Here is a 17352-nt window from a genome sequence, read left to right as displayed (position 1 = left end):
ATCGCCGGCATCGCTCGCAGCCGCCCCCGCCCCGACGAATTGCGCTACAGTCGGACGATTCGAAGACGGGCTGCAGCGCGCGTATCGGCCCCGATTCGGACTGCCCTGCCCCGGTTCCCACTCTCCGCCGATGAGCCGATCGATGCCTCTCCTGCCCGGCACCACCCGACGCCAGCCCCCGCGCGGCTCACACCGTGCGCGCCCCGCGATGGCACGCGCGGGATCGGCGGCGGGCGCGGCGCTGGTGCTGGCGGCGGCCTGCGCGCTGGGCGCCTGCTCGCCGCGCGGCACCAGCACCGCCACGCTGACCGACGTCTCGGGCCACCTGCCCGACCTCGCGTTCTCGCTGACCGGCGAGGACGGCAGGCCGATCGACGCGGCGGCGTTTCGCGGCCGCGTCGCGCTCGTCTATTTCGGCTACACGCACTGCCCCGACGTCTGCCCGACGACGATGGCGCGGCTCATGCAGGTGCTGGCCCGGCTCGGCCCCGACGCGGACCGGGTGCGCATCCTGTTCGTGTCGGTCGATCCGGCCCGCGACACGCCGGCACTGCTGCGCGCCTACGTCGGCGCGTTCGACGCCAAGCACGCGGTCGGGCTGACCGGCAGCGCGCGCGAGATCGAGACGCTGGCGAAACGCTACCGCATCGCCTATCAAATGGACGCACCCGATGCCTCGGGCGACTATGCGGTCACGCACAGCTCGGCCGTCTATGTGTTCGATGCGCGCGGCCGGGCGCGGCGGCTCGCCACCGACCAGGATTCGCCGGAGGCGATCGCCGCCGACCTGCGCGGCCTCCTTGGCGCACCGGCCTCATGAAGCCGCGCCCCACCGTGCCTCGGCACCGGCTCGCGCGATGAGCCCGCTCGCCTGGCTCGATCCCTGGGAGCCGTCGCCGACGGTGGTGGTCGCGATCCTCGGCGCGGCCGTGCTGTTCGCGCGCGGCGCCCGCAAGGCGCGCGTCACGCCGCTGCGGCAGCTGTCGTTCTGGTTCGGCCTGGGCGCGCTCTACGTGGCGCTGCACACGCGGCTCGATTATTTCTTCGAGCACGAGTTCTTCATGCATCGCGCGCAGCACCTGGTATTGCATCATCTCGGGCCGTTCTTCATCGCGCTGTCCTACCCCGGCGCCGCGATCCGCGCCGGCCTTCCGTTCGCGTGGCGGCAGCGCGTGGTGAAGCCCGCGCTCGCCGCCAGGCCGCTGCGCGTCGCGCTCGACGTGCTGTTCCATCCGGCCGTCGCGGTGCTGCTGTTCGTCGGGCTGATCTATTTCTGGCTGCTCGCGCCGATCCACTTCGTCGCCATGCTCGACTGGCGGCTCTATCGCGTGATGAACTGGAGCATGGTGATCGACGGGCTGCTGTTCTGGTGGCTCGTCGTCGATCCGCGCCCCGCGCCGCCGGCCCGCCTTGCGCCGGGGCGCCGCATCCTGATCGCGATCGCCGCGATTCCGCCGCAGATCCTGCTCGGCGCGCTGATCTTCTTCACGCCGCGCGAACTCTACCCGATCTATTCGATCTGCGGCCGCGCGTTCACGTGGCTGAGCCCGCTGCGCGACCAGCAGATCGGCGGCCTGCTGCTGTGGATTCCCGGCTCGATGATGAGCGTGCTCGGCGCACTGGTCGCACTGCGGCACTGGATGCGCCTGTCCGCGCGGGGCCGGCTGCGCGAGCGGACCGGCGCGGCGCCGCGCCCGGCGGACCGCGGCCGCGCCGCCGCCCCGCGCTAGGCGCGAGGCGCCCGGCGCGCGTCAGGCGCAACGCATCCAGACGTGCGGGATGCCGTCGTCGTCGTGGACCTCCGAGCTTGGCACGAAGCCGAACGCGCCGTAGTACTTCTGCAGGTGCGCCTGCGCGTGCAGGCTGATCGGCGTGGCCGGCCATTGCTCGCGGATCCGTTCGAGCACGTTGGCGAGCAGCGCGTTGCCGAGCCCGATGCCGCGAAACGGCGCCGTGGTCAGCACGCGGCCGATGCGGATGTCGGGCGAGCCGGCATCGGGCGGCAATACGCGCAGGTAGCCGGCCAGCCGGCCGCCGGCGTCGACGGCGCTCAAATGCCAGGCGTCGAAATCGGCGCCGTCGATGTCGCCGTAGATGCAGCGCTGCTCGACCACGAACACGGCGCTGCGCGCCTCGAGCAGTGTGTAGACCTCGCGCGCGGACAGCGCGCCGAACGGCTGCCAGCGCCATTCGAGCGTGGCGAGCGAAGCGGAACGGGACGAGGACGGCTGGGAGGAAGCGTTTGAAGACGACATGCGGCGGCCCAGAATGAAAACACGCGCCCGGGCGGGCGCGCTACAGGCGGTCATTATGCCCGCCGCGCGGCCCGCCGGGCAGACCGCGGCGCAAGCCCCGGCGCCGCCCCAAGACGGCGCCGGGGCTTGCCGGGATGCGCTCAGGCCGGCATCCGGCCGAACCGGCCGCGGTTGAAATCGTCGACAGCCGCGCGGATCTCCGCCTCGCTGTTCATCACGAACGGGCCGTAGCCGACCACCGGCTCGTCGATCGGCTCGCCGCTCAGCACCAGCAGGGTCGCGTCGTTGTTGGCCTCGATCTCCACGCCCGCGCCGTCGCGCGACAGATGGATCACCTGCGCTTCGCGCGCGACTTCGCTGCCGTTCACCAGCACCGTGCCGCGCAGCACCGCGAGCGCCAGCGTGCGGCCGTCGGCGATCTCGAAGCGGGCGCGGCCGCCCGAGGCGAGCCGCACGTCCCAGACGTCGACCGGCGTGAAGGTGCGCGCCGGGCCGTGATGCCCGTCGAACTCGCCCGCGATCACGCGCACGCGTCCCGCGCCGTCGGCGAGCGGCACCGACGAAATCTCGGCGTCGCTCAGCGTCTGGTAAGCGGGCGCGGCGAGCTTGTGCTTCGCCGGCAGGTTCACCCATAGCTGCACCATCTCCAGCGCGCCGCCGCGCTTGGCGAACGCGTCGGAATGGAATTCCTCGTGCAGGATGCCGCCCGCCGCGGTCATCCACTGCACGTCGCCGGGACCGATGTGGCCGCCCGCGCCGGTCGAATCGCGGTGATCGACTTCGCCCTCGTAGACGATCGTCACCGTTTCGAAGCCGCGGTGCGGATGCTGGCCCACGCCGCGCCGCTCGGTGGTCGGCTCGAAGCGGGCCGGGCCGGCGTAGTCGGGCAGCAGGAACGGGCTCAGGTGCGCGCCGGTGCTGTGATAGCTGAACAGCGAGCGGACCGGAAAGCCATCTCCGACCCAGTGCGGACGCGGGGCGCTGTAGGTGGCAACGATCTGTTTCATATGCGTTCTCCTCAATCTGCGTGCCCACGGCGATCTGCCCGGACGATAGGAAGCAGCATAAGATCGGAACGATAGACGCGGTAGTATGCGAAAATCGCACTCAGCGTTCTATCTGGTGAACGATGATGCGAGATCTGAACGATCTGTATTTCTTCGTGCAAGTCGTGGACCATGGCGGCTTCGCGCCGGCCGGACGCGCGCTGAATCTGCCGAAATCGCGGCTGAGCCGGCGCGTCGCCGGGCTCGAGGAGCGCCTCGGGATGCGGCTGATCCAGCGTTCGACGCGACGCTTCACGCTCACCGAGGTCGGCGCGACCTATTACGCCCACTGCCGCGCGATGCTCGTCGAGGCCGACGCGGCCGACGAGGCGGTTGCGCTGCGCCATGCGGAACCGCGCGGGATCGTGCGCGTGACCTGCCCGATCGCGCTGCTCGATTCGCTGGTGGGCGAGATGCTCGGCGCGTTCATGGCGCAATGTCCGCAGGTCGAGATTCATCTGGAGGAAACCAACCGGCGCGTCGACGTGGTCGGCGAAGGCGTCGACATCGCGCTGCGCGTGCGGCCGCCGCCGCTCGAGGACAGCGATCTCGTGCTGCGCCCGCTCGCCGAGCGCGGCCAGTGCCTCGTGGCAAGCCCGGCGCTGCTCGCGCGCGTGACGCCGCCGCGCGTGCCGGCCGATCTCGCCGCGCTGCCGAGCCTCGCGCTAGGCCAGCCGCAGGACGATCACGTCTGGAACCTGCGCGGCCCCCACGGCGCGCACGCAACCGTCCCGCACCGGCCGCGCTTCGTCACGCGCGCCATGTTCGCGCTGCGCGCGGCGGCCGTGGCAGGCGTCGGCGTCGTGCAACTGCCGACCATGATGATCCGCGACGCCGTCGCGCGCAGCGAGTTGCAGGTCGTGCTGCCCGACTGGGCGCCGCGCCGCGAGATGGTCCACGCGGTGCTCGCCTCCCGGCGCGGCCTGCTGCCGGCCGTGCGCGCGCTGCTCGACTTTCTCGTCGAGCGGTTCGCGGCGCTCGAACCCGATTGAATCCTGTCGAGCCCGATCGCCTCGCCGCCCGCTTCGTCGTCATTCGTCGCCGCAACAGGTGCCCGCGCAAAGCACGGCGATTTCTTTTAGACTGCGCGAATTCCGTGCGGCTCCGGCCGCACGCCCCGAAATCTCCGCCCCTTTGCGCCATGTTCGAACTCTCCACCTCGCAGTCCACCTCGAAGCCCGAGCTCTATGCCACGCTCGTCGAGCAAGCACGCTCGCTGCTCGAATCGGAAACGGATCTCGTCGCGAACGCGGCGAACTTCTCGTCGCTCGTCTATCACTCGCTCGACGGCCTGAACTGGGCCGGTTTCTACTTTTACGACGGCGCCGAGCTCGTGGTCGGGCCATTCCAGGGCAAGCCCGCCTGCGTGCGGATTCCGCTCGGCAGGGGGGTGTGCGGCACGGCAGCGCAAACGCGCGAGACGCAGGTGGTGCGCGATGTGGACGAATTCGCGGGCCACATCGCCTGCGATTCGGCTTCGCGATCGGAAATCGTCGTGCCGCTGGTGGCCGGCGACGGCACCTTGATCGGCGTGTGGGATGTGGACAGTCCGCAGCTCGCCCGCTTCGACACGGCGGATCGGGAGGGCATGGAAGCGCTGTGCCGCGTGTTCGTCGCGTCCCGGGAGCGGCGCGGCCGGGCTTGAGCTTGAGCGAGGGCGGTGCGGCCCTTCACGTGCGTCGCCGGCCCATCCGCGCGGCGAGGTGCCGGATGGTGAACCCGGCGCCTCGGCAGGCACCGCCGCCCGGCTTGTCCTGCGGGCAACGGGCAGGGCATGCCTGCACGAGATCACGTCGCCAGCCGGAAAAAGCAAAAGCCCCGCATTTGCGGGGCTTTTGCTTTTCCTACCTGGAGGCGCGAGCCGAAGTCGAGCCGGACTACACGGCTTGGCAGGCCGCTGATTATTTATATAAATCAATTGATTAGGCGAATTGACCACCCAATCAACCAATTCAAATATCTGAGGAAACCATGCCTACGTTCAAGTTCATCGACGGCGTACTGACGCCGGAGTCATTCGTAAAAGCAACGCTCAAGTACACCTGCGCGAAAGGGTCGGTGTCGATCATCACCTTGGATTGGCCGAGGGACCGACGCTAGAAAGCCGCGTTACGGTCAACAATGCGACTTGTGCATGTTGTGGCGAGATTCCCGTTTTCCCCCACCGGCACTCACAGTGTGAAAAACGGCAAAGTCGTCAGCGTGTATCCGTGAGATACGCCATCCTTTGGATGGAATGAGAGGGGAAAGCCTTACCCAGCAAGCCTCTCCCTGCGGCTGTAGCAAATTTGTACCAAACAAAAAAACCAATCGCGGCAGGCTTTGTGCTTCCCGCTCCCGACCTCGCTACGTGGTTGCAAAGCAACTTGCAGTGCTCGATGATGCAGTAGTATTTGGCAAGGCCCGGTATACAAACCTATGCCAAGGCGCACGATTGTGTTTTTGCGGCTTGTCTGTTATCGATCAAAGGCAGACAGTATGGTTACTACGGAGAAAGATAATGGGTCGACGACGCGCCTGATATGTAGGCTAGCAGGTTGCTGAAATGCCTCCTGAGCGGGGCAAGCAAAAAATTGCCGACCGCATAGGACGCCCTACAAGCCGCTCGTTTGACTTGGGCAAGGGGTGGGACCACCTTTGAAAAGGGCTCCCGGGCACCCCGCAAAACGGTATTTCAGCAACCTGCTAGGCAGTCGTGAGCAAGTCTGGCTTGAGATGCTCTGGATCAGAGCCTCTGATGTAGCGCTGATCTACGAGAATTTTCCTACAATAGTCGGAGCGGGAATTTGACCACCAATAAGATACCGAAAGCATTTCTTTCTTATTCGCACGATTCGCTAGACCATAAAAAATGGGTTCTCGACCTCGCAATTCGGCTTCGCAGTAATGGCGTGGAGTCAATCATCGACCAGTGGTCGCTGGGACCAGGGGATGATTTACCCCATTTCATGGAGCAAAACCTCGCTATCGCTGACCGCGTACTAATGATCTGCACCGAAAACTACGTCAAAAAGGCTAACACTGGCGCGGGCGGTGTCGGTTACGAGAAGATGATTGTCACTGCCGATCTTCTCAGGCGCATCGACTCGAACAAGGTCATCCCGCTAATCCGGCAGTCGGGCACTCACACTGTGCCAACCTTCCTACAATCGAAGTTGTACCTGGATTTCTCACGTCCGGATCAGATGGAGCTCGCTTTCGATGATCTGATACGAGCCATTCATGGCGCTCCGCTGTATGTGGCCCCACCTGTATCGAACAATCCTTTCGTACCTGTGGCCGATACTCCTGCCACGAAGACCGGTGATGGTGTTTTAATAGCGATGAGAATAGTCGTGGCGCTGTTTGAGGCCAGTTCATCGAACTTTATTTCCTATCGAGACATCCTCAGAAAGGCGTCAATTTCACGGATCATGTTGGATATTTATATCCAAGAAGCAATCGATCAAAAGCTTATCACCTGGCTCGAGTCGAGCAAGGAATACCTTAAACTTGAAAACAAAGGTAAGCACTACGCCATCCAGCACAAGCTGATCCGGAATTAAGTTTTTAGTCGCTTCGTCAATGTCCGCTCTTGGTTGCGGCCGCTCGCCGTCACCAACAAACAAATGACGGCGCGCTTCGAGCGGTCTCGTTCCCGCCACCGGCGACCGGCGACCTTGATTTACCAAAGCAATTTTTTAGGGCCGCGTGGGCACGTCCCCAGTCAGGGGCCGAGACCGTAGCCTGGCGACCTGACCCACTAATCCGTCAAGAAGCATACGGCACCCTTTAGGAGCAAAACCGGGCATGGACGCTGACGGAGATGCATGCGGCACCTGCAGATTTTACGGGGCTGCTGGAGCCTCGGCGGCGTGTACACTTCTCGGATCCGAGGCCCAAAGGAAGGAATGACGATGCCGATCCGCTGCTCATTCGATTTGAATGGAAAAACCACCTCGACGCTGAACTGCCCCGGCTTCGGGATGGTCCCGGCCTTTTCTGGCAAGGACAGCGGACGCGACAACCCCAACGCTACCGGAATCGAAGGAGTCGGTCCAATTCCGAAAGGGACGTATTACATCCTCGACCGACAATCGGGAGGGCATGCTGGCTGTACGACGCTTGGGGAAAGTATGGATGGGGCACCACCGACCACACCAAATGGTTTGCCTTGTGGAATGCGAGCACCGGGGACTCGACTTATGTCGGGAGGGTGAAGCGCGGACATTTTCGGCTGCATCCTATGGGGCCGCGTCGTTTGAGCGAAGGGTGTATCACCGTGACAAACCCGACAACGTTCGATCGCCTCGCCGATTTTCTTAGATCAAGCGGCGCGGACCTGCCGGTGCCCGGTTCGTCGTTTAAAGCCTATGGAACGGTTGAGGCGAAATGAAGAAATTCGGATTGCTCGCGTTGAACGTCGTGGTGACGTTGCTCGGCGGCTGGATTCTCGCGCACATCATTGTCGCGATGACAGACGACATGCCCGATTGGCTGGAATCCGTGCTAACCGCCGTACTCCACGCGACGGGCCAGGACCAACTCGCGAACCCCGTCGACCTGCCAGCACTCGGCATGCTGGCGATACTGATCGCATCAATCATCGTCTGCGGCCTGCTTGTCTGGATCGCGAACGTCGCAATCTGCCGCGCTCGAACCCGTCGAGCCCAGGCGTAACGACATCGTGCGAGCGGGCCGCCCCGCTCGCGCAACTTCCTTAGAACAACCCCGCCGGCTCAGCGCCGACGTCCGAGCTCGAAATACTCACCTCATGGCGGCTCGCGGCCTCCAGGCCAATCGTGTACTGGATCGGCACCGTCTCAATCTGAAATCCGTCGAACACTCGCCGGATTTCCGGGTGATCATTCAGGCTAACGATCGCGCGGCCCTTGAGGGTCCGCAGGTGATCGGCCATCTTCTCGTATTGCTCAAACGGAAACGAAACGCCGTAACCCGCGGTGTCGAGATACGGCGGATCCAAGTAGAACAGCGTGTGCGGGCGATCGTAACGATCAATGCACTCGGCCCAATCCAGGCCGCTCGATAAACGCGCTGGCGAGTCGCAGATGCGCTGCTGACAGATCCTCCTCCAGACGAAGCAGGTTCGGCCCAGGTGGTGTAGTCGGCTATACGGCCAAAGAGCCGGCTTAGGCGTGGTTGCGCGTGTTTCTTCAGTGGTTAGAGGCGACTTTGTACCACTCTGGGCGACTTTTTTACAAGGATGAAGCGGATTCGGAAAAAGCAAAAGCCCCGCGTTTGCGGGGCTTTTGCTTTTCCTACCTGGAGGCGCGAGCCGGAGTCGAACCGGCCTACACGGCTTTGCAGGCCGCTGCATAACCGCTTTGCTATCGCGCCGAAAGCGGACTGCCGATCATCGCGATACAGCCACACGCAACGACCGCAGATTTCGTCAGGCAGGACAGACATCCTGCCAAACAAAAAGGGAAGCTTTGCTTCCCCTTGTTTTGGAGCGGGAGACGAGTCTCGAACTCGCGACCTCAACCTTGGCAAGGTTGCGCTCTACCAACTGAGCTACTCCCGCATTGTCCTACTTGCGCAGACTTTGCCGAACTACACTGCTTCAACAAAACGCCGCTTGAATCTGGAGCGGGAGACGAGTCTCGAACTCGCGACCTCAACCTTGGCAAGGTTGCGCTCTACCAACTGAGCTACTCCCGCATTTTGCTGCTTCCTGCTGCCATCCCCGCTTAACTGCTTCGTTCGCTGCTGCGTTCGTTTCAGTGCAGCGGAGAGATGAGATTATGTAGAACCCGTTTCAATGTGTCAAGCGTTTTTCGCGCCCTTTTTGTCGACACCTTCTGCGATCCACGTCCCAGCGCCATCACATCGCGCCGCCGCGCTCACGAATCTGCGGCCACGCGAGCTTCATGTAGTACAGCATCGACCAGATCGTCAGCACCGCAGCGAGGTAGATCAGCCACAGCCCCAGCATGCGCGTATCGATGGTGATACTGCCCCCAATCGGCAGCTCGCCATAATACAGCAACATCGGGATCGCAACCATCTGGCAGGCCGTCTTGAACTTGCCGAGCGAATTCACCGCCACGCTCTTCGATGCGCCGATCTGCGCCATCCATTCCCGCAGCGCCGAAATCGCGATCTCACGGCCGATGATCACCAGCGCGATCGCCGCGTCGATGCGCGTGAGCTGCACCAGGACCAGCAACGCGGCCGTCACCATCAGCTTGTCCGCGACCGGGTCGAGGAACGCGCCGAACGCGGAGGTTTGATTCCACTTGCGCGCGAGGAAGCCGTCGAACCAGTCGGTCAGCGCGGCCAGCACGAAGATCAGCGCCGCCGCGAGATTGCGGTGGCCGGCGCTCATCATCACGTCCGGCAGGTAGAACACGCCAACCACGAGTGGAATCAGCACGATACGCACCCAAGTCAGGAAAATCGGGAAATTGAACGGCATGTCGGGTTGGGCCGATAAAGGATGTGCAATTGTGCCGTGCCGCCCGCACCGCCACAAGCCGCGCGGGCGCGCGTCGTTTCAATGGAGCTGCCGGTAGATCTGCTCGGCGAGCGCGTGCGAGATGCCCTCGACGCTCGCCAGTTCCTCGACGCTCGCGGCCACCACGCCGCGCAGGCCGCCGAAACGCGCGAGCAGGCGCTGGCGCCGCTTCGCGCCGACGCCTTCGAGCTCCTCGAGGCGCGAGGTCTGGCGCGTCTTGGCGCGCTTCGCGCGCATGCCGGTGATGGCGAAGCGGTGCGCCTCGTCGCGAATCTGCGCAACCAGCATCAGCGCGGCGCTCTCCTTGCCGAGTTCGAGCGAGGGCCGGCCGTCCGCGAAGATCAGCGTCTCCAGGCCGACCTTGCGGCCCTCGCCCTTCGCCACGCCGACCAACATCGAGCAATCGAGGCCCAGCTCGGTGAACACCTGCCGCGCGACCTCCACCTGCCCCTTGCCGCCGTCGATCAGCACGATGTTCGGCAGCAGCGCGGCCGAGGCGCTGGCGCGCGTCGCATCGCCGTCGATGCCGGCCTGCGCGTCGGCCGCGGCCGCCTCGCCCGCCTGCTCCACCATCTTCTCGTAGCGGCGCATCAGGACCTGGCGCATCGCGGCATAGTCGTCGCCGGGCGTGATCCCGGTGATGTTGTAGCGGCGATACTCGCCCGACTGCATCTTGTGGTGGTGAAAGACCACGCACGAGGCCTGGGTCGCCTCGCCCATCGTGTGGCTGATGTCGAAGCACTCGATGCGCAGTTGCGCGAGATCGTCGGCCTCGAAGCCCAGCACCTCGGCCAGCGCGCGCGTGCGCGCCTGCTGCGAGCCCTGCTCGGACAGCAGCCGCGCGAGCGCGAGCCGAGCGTTCTGCTCGGCCATCGCCAGCCATGCGCGCTTTTGCCCCTGCGGCTGGCGCAGCACGGCCACCTTGTGGCCGGCCTGCTCCACCAGCAGGTCGATCAGCTCGCGGTTGGCCAGCGCGTGGCTGACCACCAGCACGGGCGGCACGCGATTGCCGAGATAGTGCTGGGCGATGAACGCCTCCAGCACTTCGGTCTCGATCGGCGCGGCAACCGATTCGGCGTCGTCATCGGCTTCGGCGACGGCTGGTGGGCCCTCCGCCGGCGGCACGGCTTCGTCGGCACCGCGCGCGCCGCCGGCCTCGGCCGCGGCCGGAGCCGGCGCCGCGTGATCCGGCGCGCGCGCGGGATCGTCGGACCCGGCAGCGGCCGGCGTCTCGACGGCGACAACGGCAGCAGCAGCAGCAGCAGCAGCAGCAGCGGCGTCCGGCACGGCGCCGGCCAGCGCCGCGGGATCCTCGACGATCGCGCCCGCGTCCTCGTCCGGCGCCGCCTGCTGCGCCCCGCCCGCCGCCAGCGCGCCGTCGGCGTGCGCGGGGAAGTAGGCCTTGTCGCCGAGGTGCCGCCCGCCGCGCACCATCGCGAGATTGACGCAGACCCGCCCGCCGTGCGCGACCACGGCGAGGATGTCGACATCGCTCTCGCTGCCGACCTCGATCGCCTGCTGATGCAGCACCGTGGCGAGCGAGCTCATCTGGTTGCGCACCGCGGCCGCCTGCTCGAACTTCAGTTCCGCGGCGAAACCGTGCATCTTCTGCTCGAGTTCCTTCATCACTTCGCTCTGCCGGCCGAGCAGGAAGCGCGAGGCGTTCGCGACGTCGCGCGCGTAGTCCGCGGCGTCGATCGCGCCCACGCACGGCGCGGAGCAGCGGCCGATCTGGTGCAGCAGGCAGGGGCGCGTGCGGTTGTTGAACACCGAATCCTCGCAGGTGCGCAGCTGGAACACGCGCTGCAGGATCTGGATGCTCTCGCGCACCGCCCAGGCGCTCGGAAACGGCCCGAAATACTGGTTCTTGCGATCGACGGCGCCGCGGTAATAGGCCATGCGCGGAAACGCATGACCGGTCAGCTTCAGATACGGATACGACTTGTCGTCGCGAAACAGGATGTTGTAGCGCGGCGCGAGCGCCTTGATCAGATTGTTTTCGAGCAGCAGCGCCTCGGCCTCCGAGCGCGTCACCGTGGTCTCGATCCTGGCGATCCGCGTGACCATCATCGCGATGCGCGGCGAAAGCTGGGTCTTCGTGAAATAGCTCGAGACGCGCTTTTTCAGGTTGCGCGCCTTGCCCACGTAGAGCACCGAGCCGGCGGCGTCGTAATACCGGTAGACGCCCGGCAGATGCGGCAATTGCGCGAGGACCGGCTTCGGCTCGAATGGCGCGGCGGCCTGGCTCGCCGGGGCTGGCTGGCCACCATGGCCAGAGGCTTCGGGGCGATCGGAGGTATCGGGGGATGTCATGCGAAATCCGGGCGCCATGCGCGCGCGAACGGGTCATTTAGAATCGCCAGTTTAGTGCATTCGCCCCAATTCCTTCGATGCCTCCGATCCGCTCCGCCACGGCCGACTCGCTCCCGCACTCCGACGGCGGGCCGCTCGCCTGCGACATCTTCTGCACGGTCGTCGACAATTTCGGCGACATCGGCGTCTGCTGGCGGCTCGCGACCCAACTCGCGCGCGAGCACGGCTGGCAGGTACGCCTGTTCGTCGACGATCTCGCGACCTTCGCGCGCATCGCGCCGGGGCTCGACCCGGCCGCCCCGCGCCAGACGTGCGACGGCATCGTGATCGAGCATTGGGGCGAGCCCGTGCATGCCGGCGACACGCTCGCGATCGCGGACGTGGTGGTCGAGGCGTTCGCCTGCGAGCTGCCGGCCGAATACGTCGCGGCGATGGCGCGCCGCGCGCGCGCGCCGGTCTGGATCAATCTCGAGTACCTGAGCGCCGAGGACTGGGTCGCCGATTTCCATCTGCGTCCGTCGCCGCACCCGCGTTACCCGCTGCGCAAGACGTTCTTCTTCCCCGGGCTCGGGCGCGGCACCGGCGGCGTGCTGAAGGAAGCCGATCTCGACGCGCGGCGCGAGGCCTTCGTCGGCCGCGCCGCCGAGCGCGAGGCCTGGTGGCGGCAGGCCACGGGCGGCCCGCCGCCGGACGCCGACACGCTCGTCGTGTCGCTGTTCGCCTACGAGAATCCCGCGCTCGGCGCGCTGCTCGAACAATGGCGTGACGGCCCGCAGCCGGTACGGCTGCTGGTGCCCGAAGGCCGGGTTTGCCCGGCCGTCGCCGGCTTCTTCGGCATCGGCCGGTTCGGCGCCGGCAGCCGCGCCGACGCGGGCCGACTCAGCGCGCACGGGCTCGCGTTCGTCGCCCAGCCCGACTACGACAAGCTGCTGTGGGCCGCCGACCTCAACTTCGTGCGCGGCGAGGACTCGTTCGTGCGGGCGCAATGGGCGCGCAAGCCGTTCGTCTGGCACATCTACCCGCAGGCCGACGACGCGCATCGGCCGAAGCTCGACGCCGCGCTCGCGCACCTGACCGCTACGCTGCCGGCGCCTGCGCGCGATGCGACCGCGCGCTTCTGGCATGCCTGGAACGGCGCCGGCAGGCCGGACTGGGCCGACTTCCTCACGCATCGTGCCGCCCTCGAGGCCCGCGCGCATGCCTGGGCGGACGAGCTCGCCACACTCGGCGATCTCGCCGGAAATCTGGCGGAATTCTCAAAAACTCAGTTAAAATAAGCGGTTATCCAACGGCGGACCACGCAAGCGAGTCCCTGTCGGCGCCTGCGGCGCGCGGCGTGTCTTGCCGGGCGCGATCGGCGCGGACATGGGAGGCATGCAGCCAACCCGCGTGTGCGAGCGGCGCCCCGCGCGCGTTCCTGCCGCGGCGGCAAGCCGGGGCCGTGGCGCGTCGGCCGTTCCCCGCTTGCGTTGTCGGCCGTTGCGCAACGTCAGGAAAATTTTTTCGCACAGGACAGTTTTGATATGAAAACCGCACAGGAACTCCGCGTAGGCAATGTCGTGATGGTCGGCAACGACGCGTGGGTCGTCTCGAAGACCGAATACAACAAGTCGGGCCGTAACGCCGCCGTCGTCAAGATGAAGCTGAAGAACCTGCTGACGAACGCAGGCCAGGAATCCGTGTACAAGGCCGACGACAAGTTCGACGTCGTCGTGCTCGACCGCAAGGAAGTGACCTACTCGTACTTCGCGGACCCGATGTACGTGTTCATGGACGCCGACTACAACCAGTACGAAGTCGAAGCCGAAATGATGGGCGACGCATTGAACTACCTCGAAGACGGCATGACCTGCGAAGTCGTGTTCTACAACGAGAAGGCGATCTCGGTCGACATGCCGACCGTGATCGTGCGCGAGATCACCTACACGGAACCGGCCGTCAAGGGCGACACGTCGTCGGGCAAGGTCCTGAAGAACGCCAAGCTCGCGACCGGCTACGAGCTGCAGGTGCCGCTGTTCTGCAACACCGGTGACAAGATCGAAATCGACACGCGCACCAACGAATACCGCAGCCGCGCCTAAATTCGCGCAACCTGCACGAAAAAGCGCCCTTTGGGGCGCTTTTTCTTTTTCCGGCACACTGCAGCCGCGGCCTCGCGACAGGCGGTGAAACGCTGCGGAGCGCCGTTCCGCAAAGGCATCAATTTGTATCTTCGGTAACTCTTTTGCTTATATCGGCAAATATCGTACGCTTTATGCCCCGGGGGACATAAAATCCGACTCTAATCAAACAATGGGGCCAACGCGCCCGCCACGCACGGTCGCCCTTTGAACATCCAGCACACCATGCCCCACGCCCTCATAGTCGAAGACGATCCCAACAGCTTGTCCGGCCTGACGGCGCTGCTCGCCGCGGACGGATTCACGGTCGACACGGCCACCTCGCTCGCCGAGGCCCGGGCGGCACTGGCGCGGACGATTCCCGACGTCGTGCTGGTCGACCTGAACCTGCCGGACGGCAGCGGCTTCGACCTGTTGCAGCATTTGCCCCAGCCGCAGCAGCCGAACGGCGGCCTGCCCGTGATCGTGCTGACCGGCAACGCCACGGTCGAGAGCGCCATCGAGGGCTTGCGCTACGGCATTTGGGACTACCTGCTGAAGCCCGTCAACATCCCGCGCTTGCGCAGTCTGCTGGCGCGCATTCCGCGCCCTTACGAGCTGATCGAGGAAGTCCAGGCACTGCGCACCACGCTGCGCAAACTCGGCCGTTTCGGCCCCCTGATCGGGCGCAGCAACGCAGTCCAGCATGTCTACGACATGATCGAGCGCAACGCGCGCAGCGAGGCTGCGGTGCTGGTGTGGGGCGAAGCCGGCACCGGAAAGGAGACGACGGCTCGGGCGCTGCATGACCTGAGCCGCCGCCGCAAGGGACCGTTCATCAAGTTCGACTGCCGTGCCGCGCTGCAGCTGCCGCGCGTGATGGAACTCGGCAACATCGTCATCGAAAGCATGCTGTTCGGCCGCGAGCGCGGCTCCTACGGCGGCGCCGAGCGGCGCGAGCCGGGCCTCTTCGAGCAGGCGAGCGGCGGCACGCTGCTGCTCAAGGACATCACGGCGCTGCCGCTGCCGATCCAGGAATCGCTGCTGCGCGCGCTCGACTCGCAAAGCTTCCGGCGCATCGAGGGCACCACCGAAGTGGCCACCGACTTCCGGCTGATCGCCACCTCGCGCCGGCCGTCGCGCGAGGCGCTCGACCACGGCACGCTGCGCGAGGATCTGTGGATGCGGCTCGACGCGGCCTCGATCGCGCTGCCGCCGCTGCGCGCGCGCGACGACGACATGCTGCAGATCGCCCAGGCCTTCGTCGACGATCTGAACCGCCAGGCGCACGACGCCGGCCTCGGCGCCGTCGCCAAGCGGATCGCGCCCGACTTCATTCGCGAATGCCTCGCCTACGACTGGCCAGGCAACGTGCGCGAACTGCGCGATCGCGTGCGGCTCGCCTACGAGGCGTCGGGCGATTTCATCGAGTCGCTGCGCGCCAACGACGGCGTGTTCGTGCCGGGCGCGGCGCTCAGCGGCAGCAGCGTCCAGGTGCGCGTCGGCACGCCGCTGTCGGACGTGGAAGACCTGTTGATCCGCGCCACGCTCGACGCGGTCGGCGGCACCCGCCATCGCGCGGCCGCGCTGCTCGGCATCAGCCCGAAGACGCTCTACAACAAGCTGCAGCGCATGAAGATGAACTGACGGCGGCACTCGCCGCCGGCCGCCGCCCCGCCGATCTCAGCCGAACGTCTCGCGCAGCAGCGCGCAGGCACGCTGGTACTCGGGCCGGCGCATCAGCTTGTCCCAGCCCGACGCCTTGCCGCGCGGCCGCAGCCGACGGATCCGCCGCGCCGATTCCGGCGACACCTCCGCCCGCATCTCCTCGAGCACCCGCTCGGCGGCTTCCGGCTGGTTGCAGACCAGCACCATGTCGCAACCGGCCTCGAGCGCCGCGTCGGCCGCCTGCGCCAGCGTGCCGCCCGCGCGCGCCGCTTCCATGGAAAGATCGTCGCTGAACACCGCACCGGTGAAGCCGAGCCGCTCGCGCAGCACGCGCTGCAGCCAGATCGACGAGAATCCGGCCGGCCGCGAATCCACCTGCGTGTAGATCACGTGCGCCGGAATCACCGCGGCCAGCGCCAGCCCGAGCCAGTCATACGGCGCGGCGTCGAGCTTGAGGATCTGTTCGAGCGGGCGATCGTCGGTCGGCAGCGCGACGTGCGAATCGGCCTCGGCGTAGCCGTGGCCGGGGAAATGCTTGCCGCAGTTCGCCATGCCGGTCAGCGCGAGCCCGTGGCTCAGGCTCTTCGCCAGCAGCGTGACGACGCGCGGATCGCGATGGAACGCCCGGTCGCCGATCACCTTCGAGCGGCCGTAGTCGAGATCGAGCACCGGCGTGAAGCTGAGGTCGATCCCGCAGGCGCGCAACTCGGCGGCGAGCACGTAGCCGACCGCGGTCGCCGCGCGCGTGGCGTGCAGCACGTCCTTGTCCCACAGCTCGCCGAGCCGGCGCATCGCCGGCAGCACCGTGAAGCCGTCGGTGCGAAAACGCTGCACGCGCCCGCCCTCGTGATCGACGGCGATCAGGAGGTCGTCGCGCACGGCGCGGATCGCCTCGGTCAGCGCGCACAGCTGCTCGCGGCTTTCGAAGTGGCGCGCGAACAGGATCACGCCGCCCGTGCGTGGATGCGCGAGGCGCCGCGCATCGTCGCGCGTGAGCGTCGTGCCGACGACGTCGAGCATGACGGGGCCGGGGGTCGGTTTCATCGAATCGGGTCCGTGAAGTGAAAGAGAGAATCGGCCGGAGCGTCAGCCGGCGACGGGCGCCGAGGCCGCGTCCGGCACTTCGGCGACCACGAACGACACCGCGTAGTCGCGCTCGTCGCTGACCGTCACGCGCGCGCTGATGCCCCGTGCGGCGAGCCAGTCGGCCAGCTCGCCGGAGGCCGTCACGTAGGGCTGGCCGCTCGGCTCGTTGAGGGTTTGCAGGGCGCGCCAGGTCATCGGCCAGCGCATCCCGAGGCCGATCGCCTTCGAGAACGCCTCCTTCGCGGAAAAACGCGTCGCGAGGAACGCGATGCCGCGTGCCTCGGAGCGCTGGCGGCGCGCGTGGAACACGCGCAGTTCGTCCGGGCCGAGCACCTTCTCGGCGAACCGGCCGCCGGTGCGCTCGAGCACCGCCGCGATCCGGCTCAACTGGACGATATCGGTGCCGATGCCGTAGATCGCCATGAGGC

General features: G+C 66.3%; 15 protein-coding genes, 3 tRNA genes and 2 pseudogenes. 10 read left to right on the top strand and 10 right to left on the bottom strand.

The annotated features are described in order from the left end of the window. The first annotated feature begins 142 nt into the window (after positions 1 to 142). Together KS03_RS22045 and KS03_RS22040 are read left to right on the top strand one after the other, a co-directional pair. The gene (locus KS03_RS22045; protein WP_080569290.1) at positions 143 to 820 is read left to right on the top strand and encodes an SCO family protein; all 678 of its coding nucleotides are present in this window, start codon (positions 143 to 145) and stop codon (positions 818 to 820) included. A gap of 37 nt (positions 821 to 857) precedes the next feature. Further along, positions 858 to 1730: a cytochrome c oxidase assembly protein gene (locus KS03_RS22040; RefSeq protein ID WP_012735049.1), complete on the top strand. Its 873-nt coding sequence runs from the start codon at positions 858 to 860 to the stop codon at positions 1728 to 1730. 21 nt (positions 1731 to 1751) lie between these two features. Here KS03_RS22040 and KS03_RS22035 read toward each other — a convergent pair whose 3' ends face one another. Together KS03_RS22035 and KS03_RS22030 are read right to left on the bottom strand one after the other, a co-directional pair. Then, positions 1752 to 2255, bottom strand: coding sequence for a GNAT family N-acetyltransferase (locus tag KS03_RS22035; RefSeq protein ID WP_012735048.1), 504 nt, complete (start codon positions 2253 to 2255; stop codon positions 1752 to 1754). A 140-nt stretch (positions 2256 to 2395) separates the two neighbouring features. Further along, positions 2396 to 3262, bottom strand: coding sequence for a pirin family protein (locus KS03_RS22030; RefSeq protein WP_012735047.1), 867 nt, complete (start codon positions 3260 to 3262; stop codon positions 2396 to 2398). 125 nt (positions 3263 to 3387) lie between these two features. On the opposite strand from KS03_RS22030, the gene KS03_RS22025 reads away from it, so the two are divergent. From KS03_RS22025 to KS03_RS22010, 5 genes and pseudogenes are all read left to right on the top strand, one after another. Next, the gene (locus tag KS03_RS22025; protein WP_012735046.1) at positions 3388 to 4293 is read left to right on the top strand and encodes a LysR family transcriptional regulator; all 906 of its coding nucleotides are present in this window, start codon (positions 3388 to 3390) and stop codon (positions 4291 to 4293) included. A 149-nt stretch (positions 4294 to 4442) separates the two neighbouring features. Continuing rightward, on the top strand, positions 4443 to 4946 hold the full coding sequence (locus tag KS03_RS22020) for a GAF domain-containing protein (RefSeq protein WP_012735045.1): 504 nt from the start codon (positions 4443 to 4445) through the stop codon (positions 4944 to 4946). A gap of 1141 nt (positions 4947 to 6087) precedes the next feature. Then, entirely contained in the window at positions 6088 to 6846 is a 759-nt protein-coding gene (locus KS03_RS22015; RefSeq protein ID WP_012735044.1) for a toll/interleukin-1 receptor domain-containing protein, read from the top strand. Between the two features lie 351 nt (positions 6847 to 7197). After that, positions 7198 to 7676 (top strand): annotated as a pseudogene (locus KS03_RS30335) (DUF2778 domain-containing protein). Then, on the top strand, positions 7673 to 7960 hold the full coding sequence (locus tag KS03_RS22010; protein WP_012735043.1) for a hypothetical protein: 288 nt from the start codon (positions 7673 to 7675) through the stop codon (positions 7958 to 7960). Before KS03_RS30335 ends, KS03_RS22010 begins: the two are co-directional and overlap by 4 nt. Positions 7961 to 8000: 40 nt before the next feature. On the opposite strand, the pseudogene KS03_RS22005 reads toward KS03_RS22010, so the two are convergent. From KS03_RS22005 to uvrC, 6 genes and pseudogenes are all read right to left on the bottom strand, one after another. Continuing rightward, positions 8001 to 8400 (bottom strand): annotated as a pseudogene (locus KS03_RS22005) (DNA adenine methylase); the annotation flags it as partial. A 164-nt stretch (positions 8401 to 8564) separates the two neighbouring features. Continuing rightward, positions 8565 to 8638: transfer RNA gene (locus KS03_RS22000), tRNA-Cys, on the bottom strand. 111 nt (positions 8639 to 8749) lie between these two features. Then, positions 8750 to 8825: transfer RNA gene (locus tag KS03_RS21995), tRNA-Gly, on the bottom strand. A 61-nt stretch (positions 8826 to 8886) separates the two neighbouring features. Beyond that, positions 8887 to 8962: transfer RNA gene (locus KS03_RS21990), tRNA-Gly, on the bottom strand. A 163-nt stretch (positions 8963 to 9125) separates the two neighbouring features. Further along, positions 9126 to 9719, bottom strand: a complete 594-nt coding sequence (gene pgsA / locus KS03_RS21985; protein ID WP_012735042.1) for a CDP-diacylglycerol--glycerol-3-phosphate 3-phosphatidyltransferase — start codon at positions 9717 to 9719, stop codon at positions 9126 to 9128. Positions 9720 to 9797: 78 nt separating this feature from the next. Then, positions 9798 to 12071, bottom strand: coding sequence for an excinuclease ABC subunit UvrC (uvrC, locus tag KS03_RS21980; RefSeq protein ID WP_045678887.1), 2274 nt, complete (start codon positions 12069 to 12071; stop codon positions 9798 to 9800). A 77-nt stretch (positions 12072 to 12148) separates the two neighbouring features. Between uvrC and earP the strand changes: the two genes are divergently transcribed. From earP to KS03_RS21965, 3 genes are all read left to right on the top strand, one after another. Beyond that, positions 12149 to 13348 carry an elongation factor P maturation arginine rhamnosyltransferase EarP gene (gene earP, locus KS03_RS21975; RefSeq protein WP_012735040.1) on the top strand — a complete coding sequence of 400 codons (1200 nt, stop codon included), beginning with the start codon at positions 12149 to 12151 and terminating at the stop codon, positions 13346 to 13348. Positions 13349 to 13594: 246 nt separating this feature from the next. Further along, on the top strand, positions 13595 to 14152 hold the full coding sequence (gene efp, locus KS03_RS21970) for an elongation factor P (RefSeq protein ID WP_012735039.1): 558 nt from the start codon (positions 13595 to 13597) through the stop codon (positions 14150 to 14152). A gap of 264 nt (positions 14153 to 14416) precedes the next feature. Next, positions 14417 to 15817, top strand: a complete 1401-nt coding sequence (locus tag KS03_RS21965) for a sigma-54-dependent transcriptional regulator (protein ID WP_012735038.1) — start codon at positions 14417 to 14419, stop codon at positions 15815 to 15817. A gap of 36 nt (positions 15818 to 15853) precedes the next feature. On the opposite strand, the gene nagZ is transcribed toward KS03_RS21965, so the two are convergent. Both nagZ and acpS read right to left on the bottom strand, forming a co-directional pair. Beyond that, the gene (gene nagZ / locus KS03_RS21960; RefSeq protein WP_012735037.1) at positions 15854 to 16882 is read right to left on the bottom strand and encodes a beta-N-acetylhexosaminidase; all 1029 of its coding nucleotides are present in this window, start codon (positions 16880 to 16882) and stop codon (positions 15854 to 15856) included. A 42-nt stretch (positions 16883 to 16924) separates the two neighbouring features. Continuing rightward, positions 16925 to 17347, bottom strand: coding sequence for a holo-ACP synthase (gene acpS, locus KS03_RS21955; protein WP_012735036.1), 423 nt, complete (start codon positions 17345 to 17347; stop codon positions 16925 to 16927). Positions 17348 to 17352 lie beyond the last annotated feature (5 nt).

The organism is Burkholderia glumae LMG 2196 = ATCC 33617 (assembly GCF_000960995.1).
GTDB classification, from domain to species: Bacteria; Pseudomonadota; Gammaproteobacteria; order Burkholderiales; family Burkholderiaceae; genus Burkholderia; species Burkholderia glumae.
This window is presented reverse-complemented; position numbering and strand designations above follow the sequence as displayed.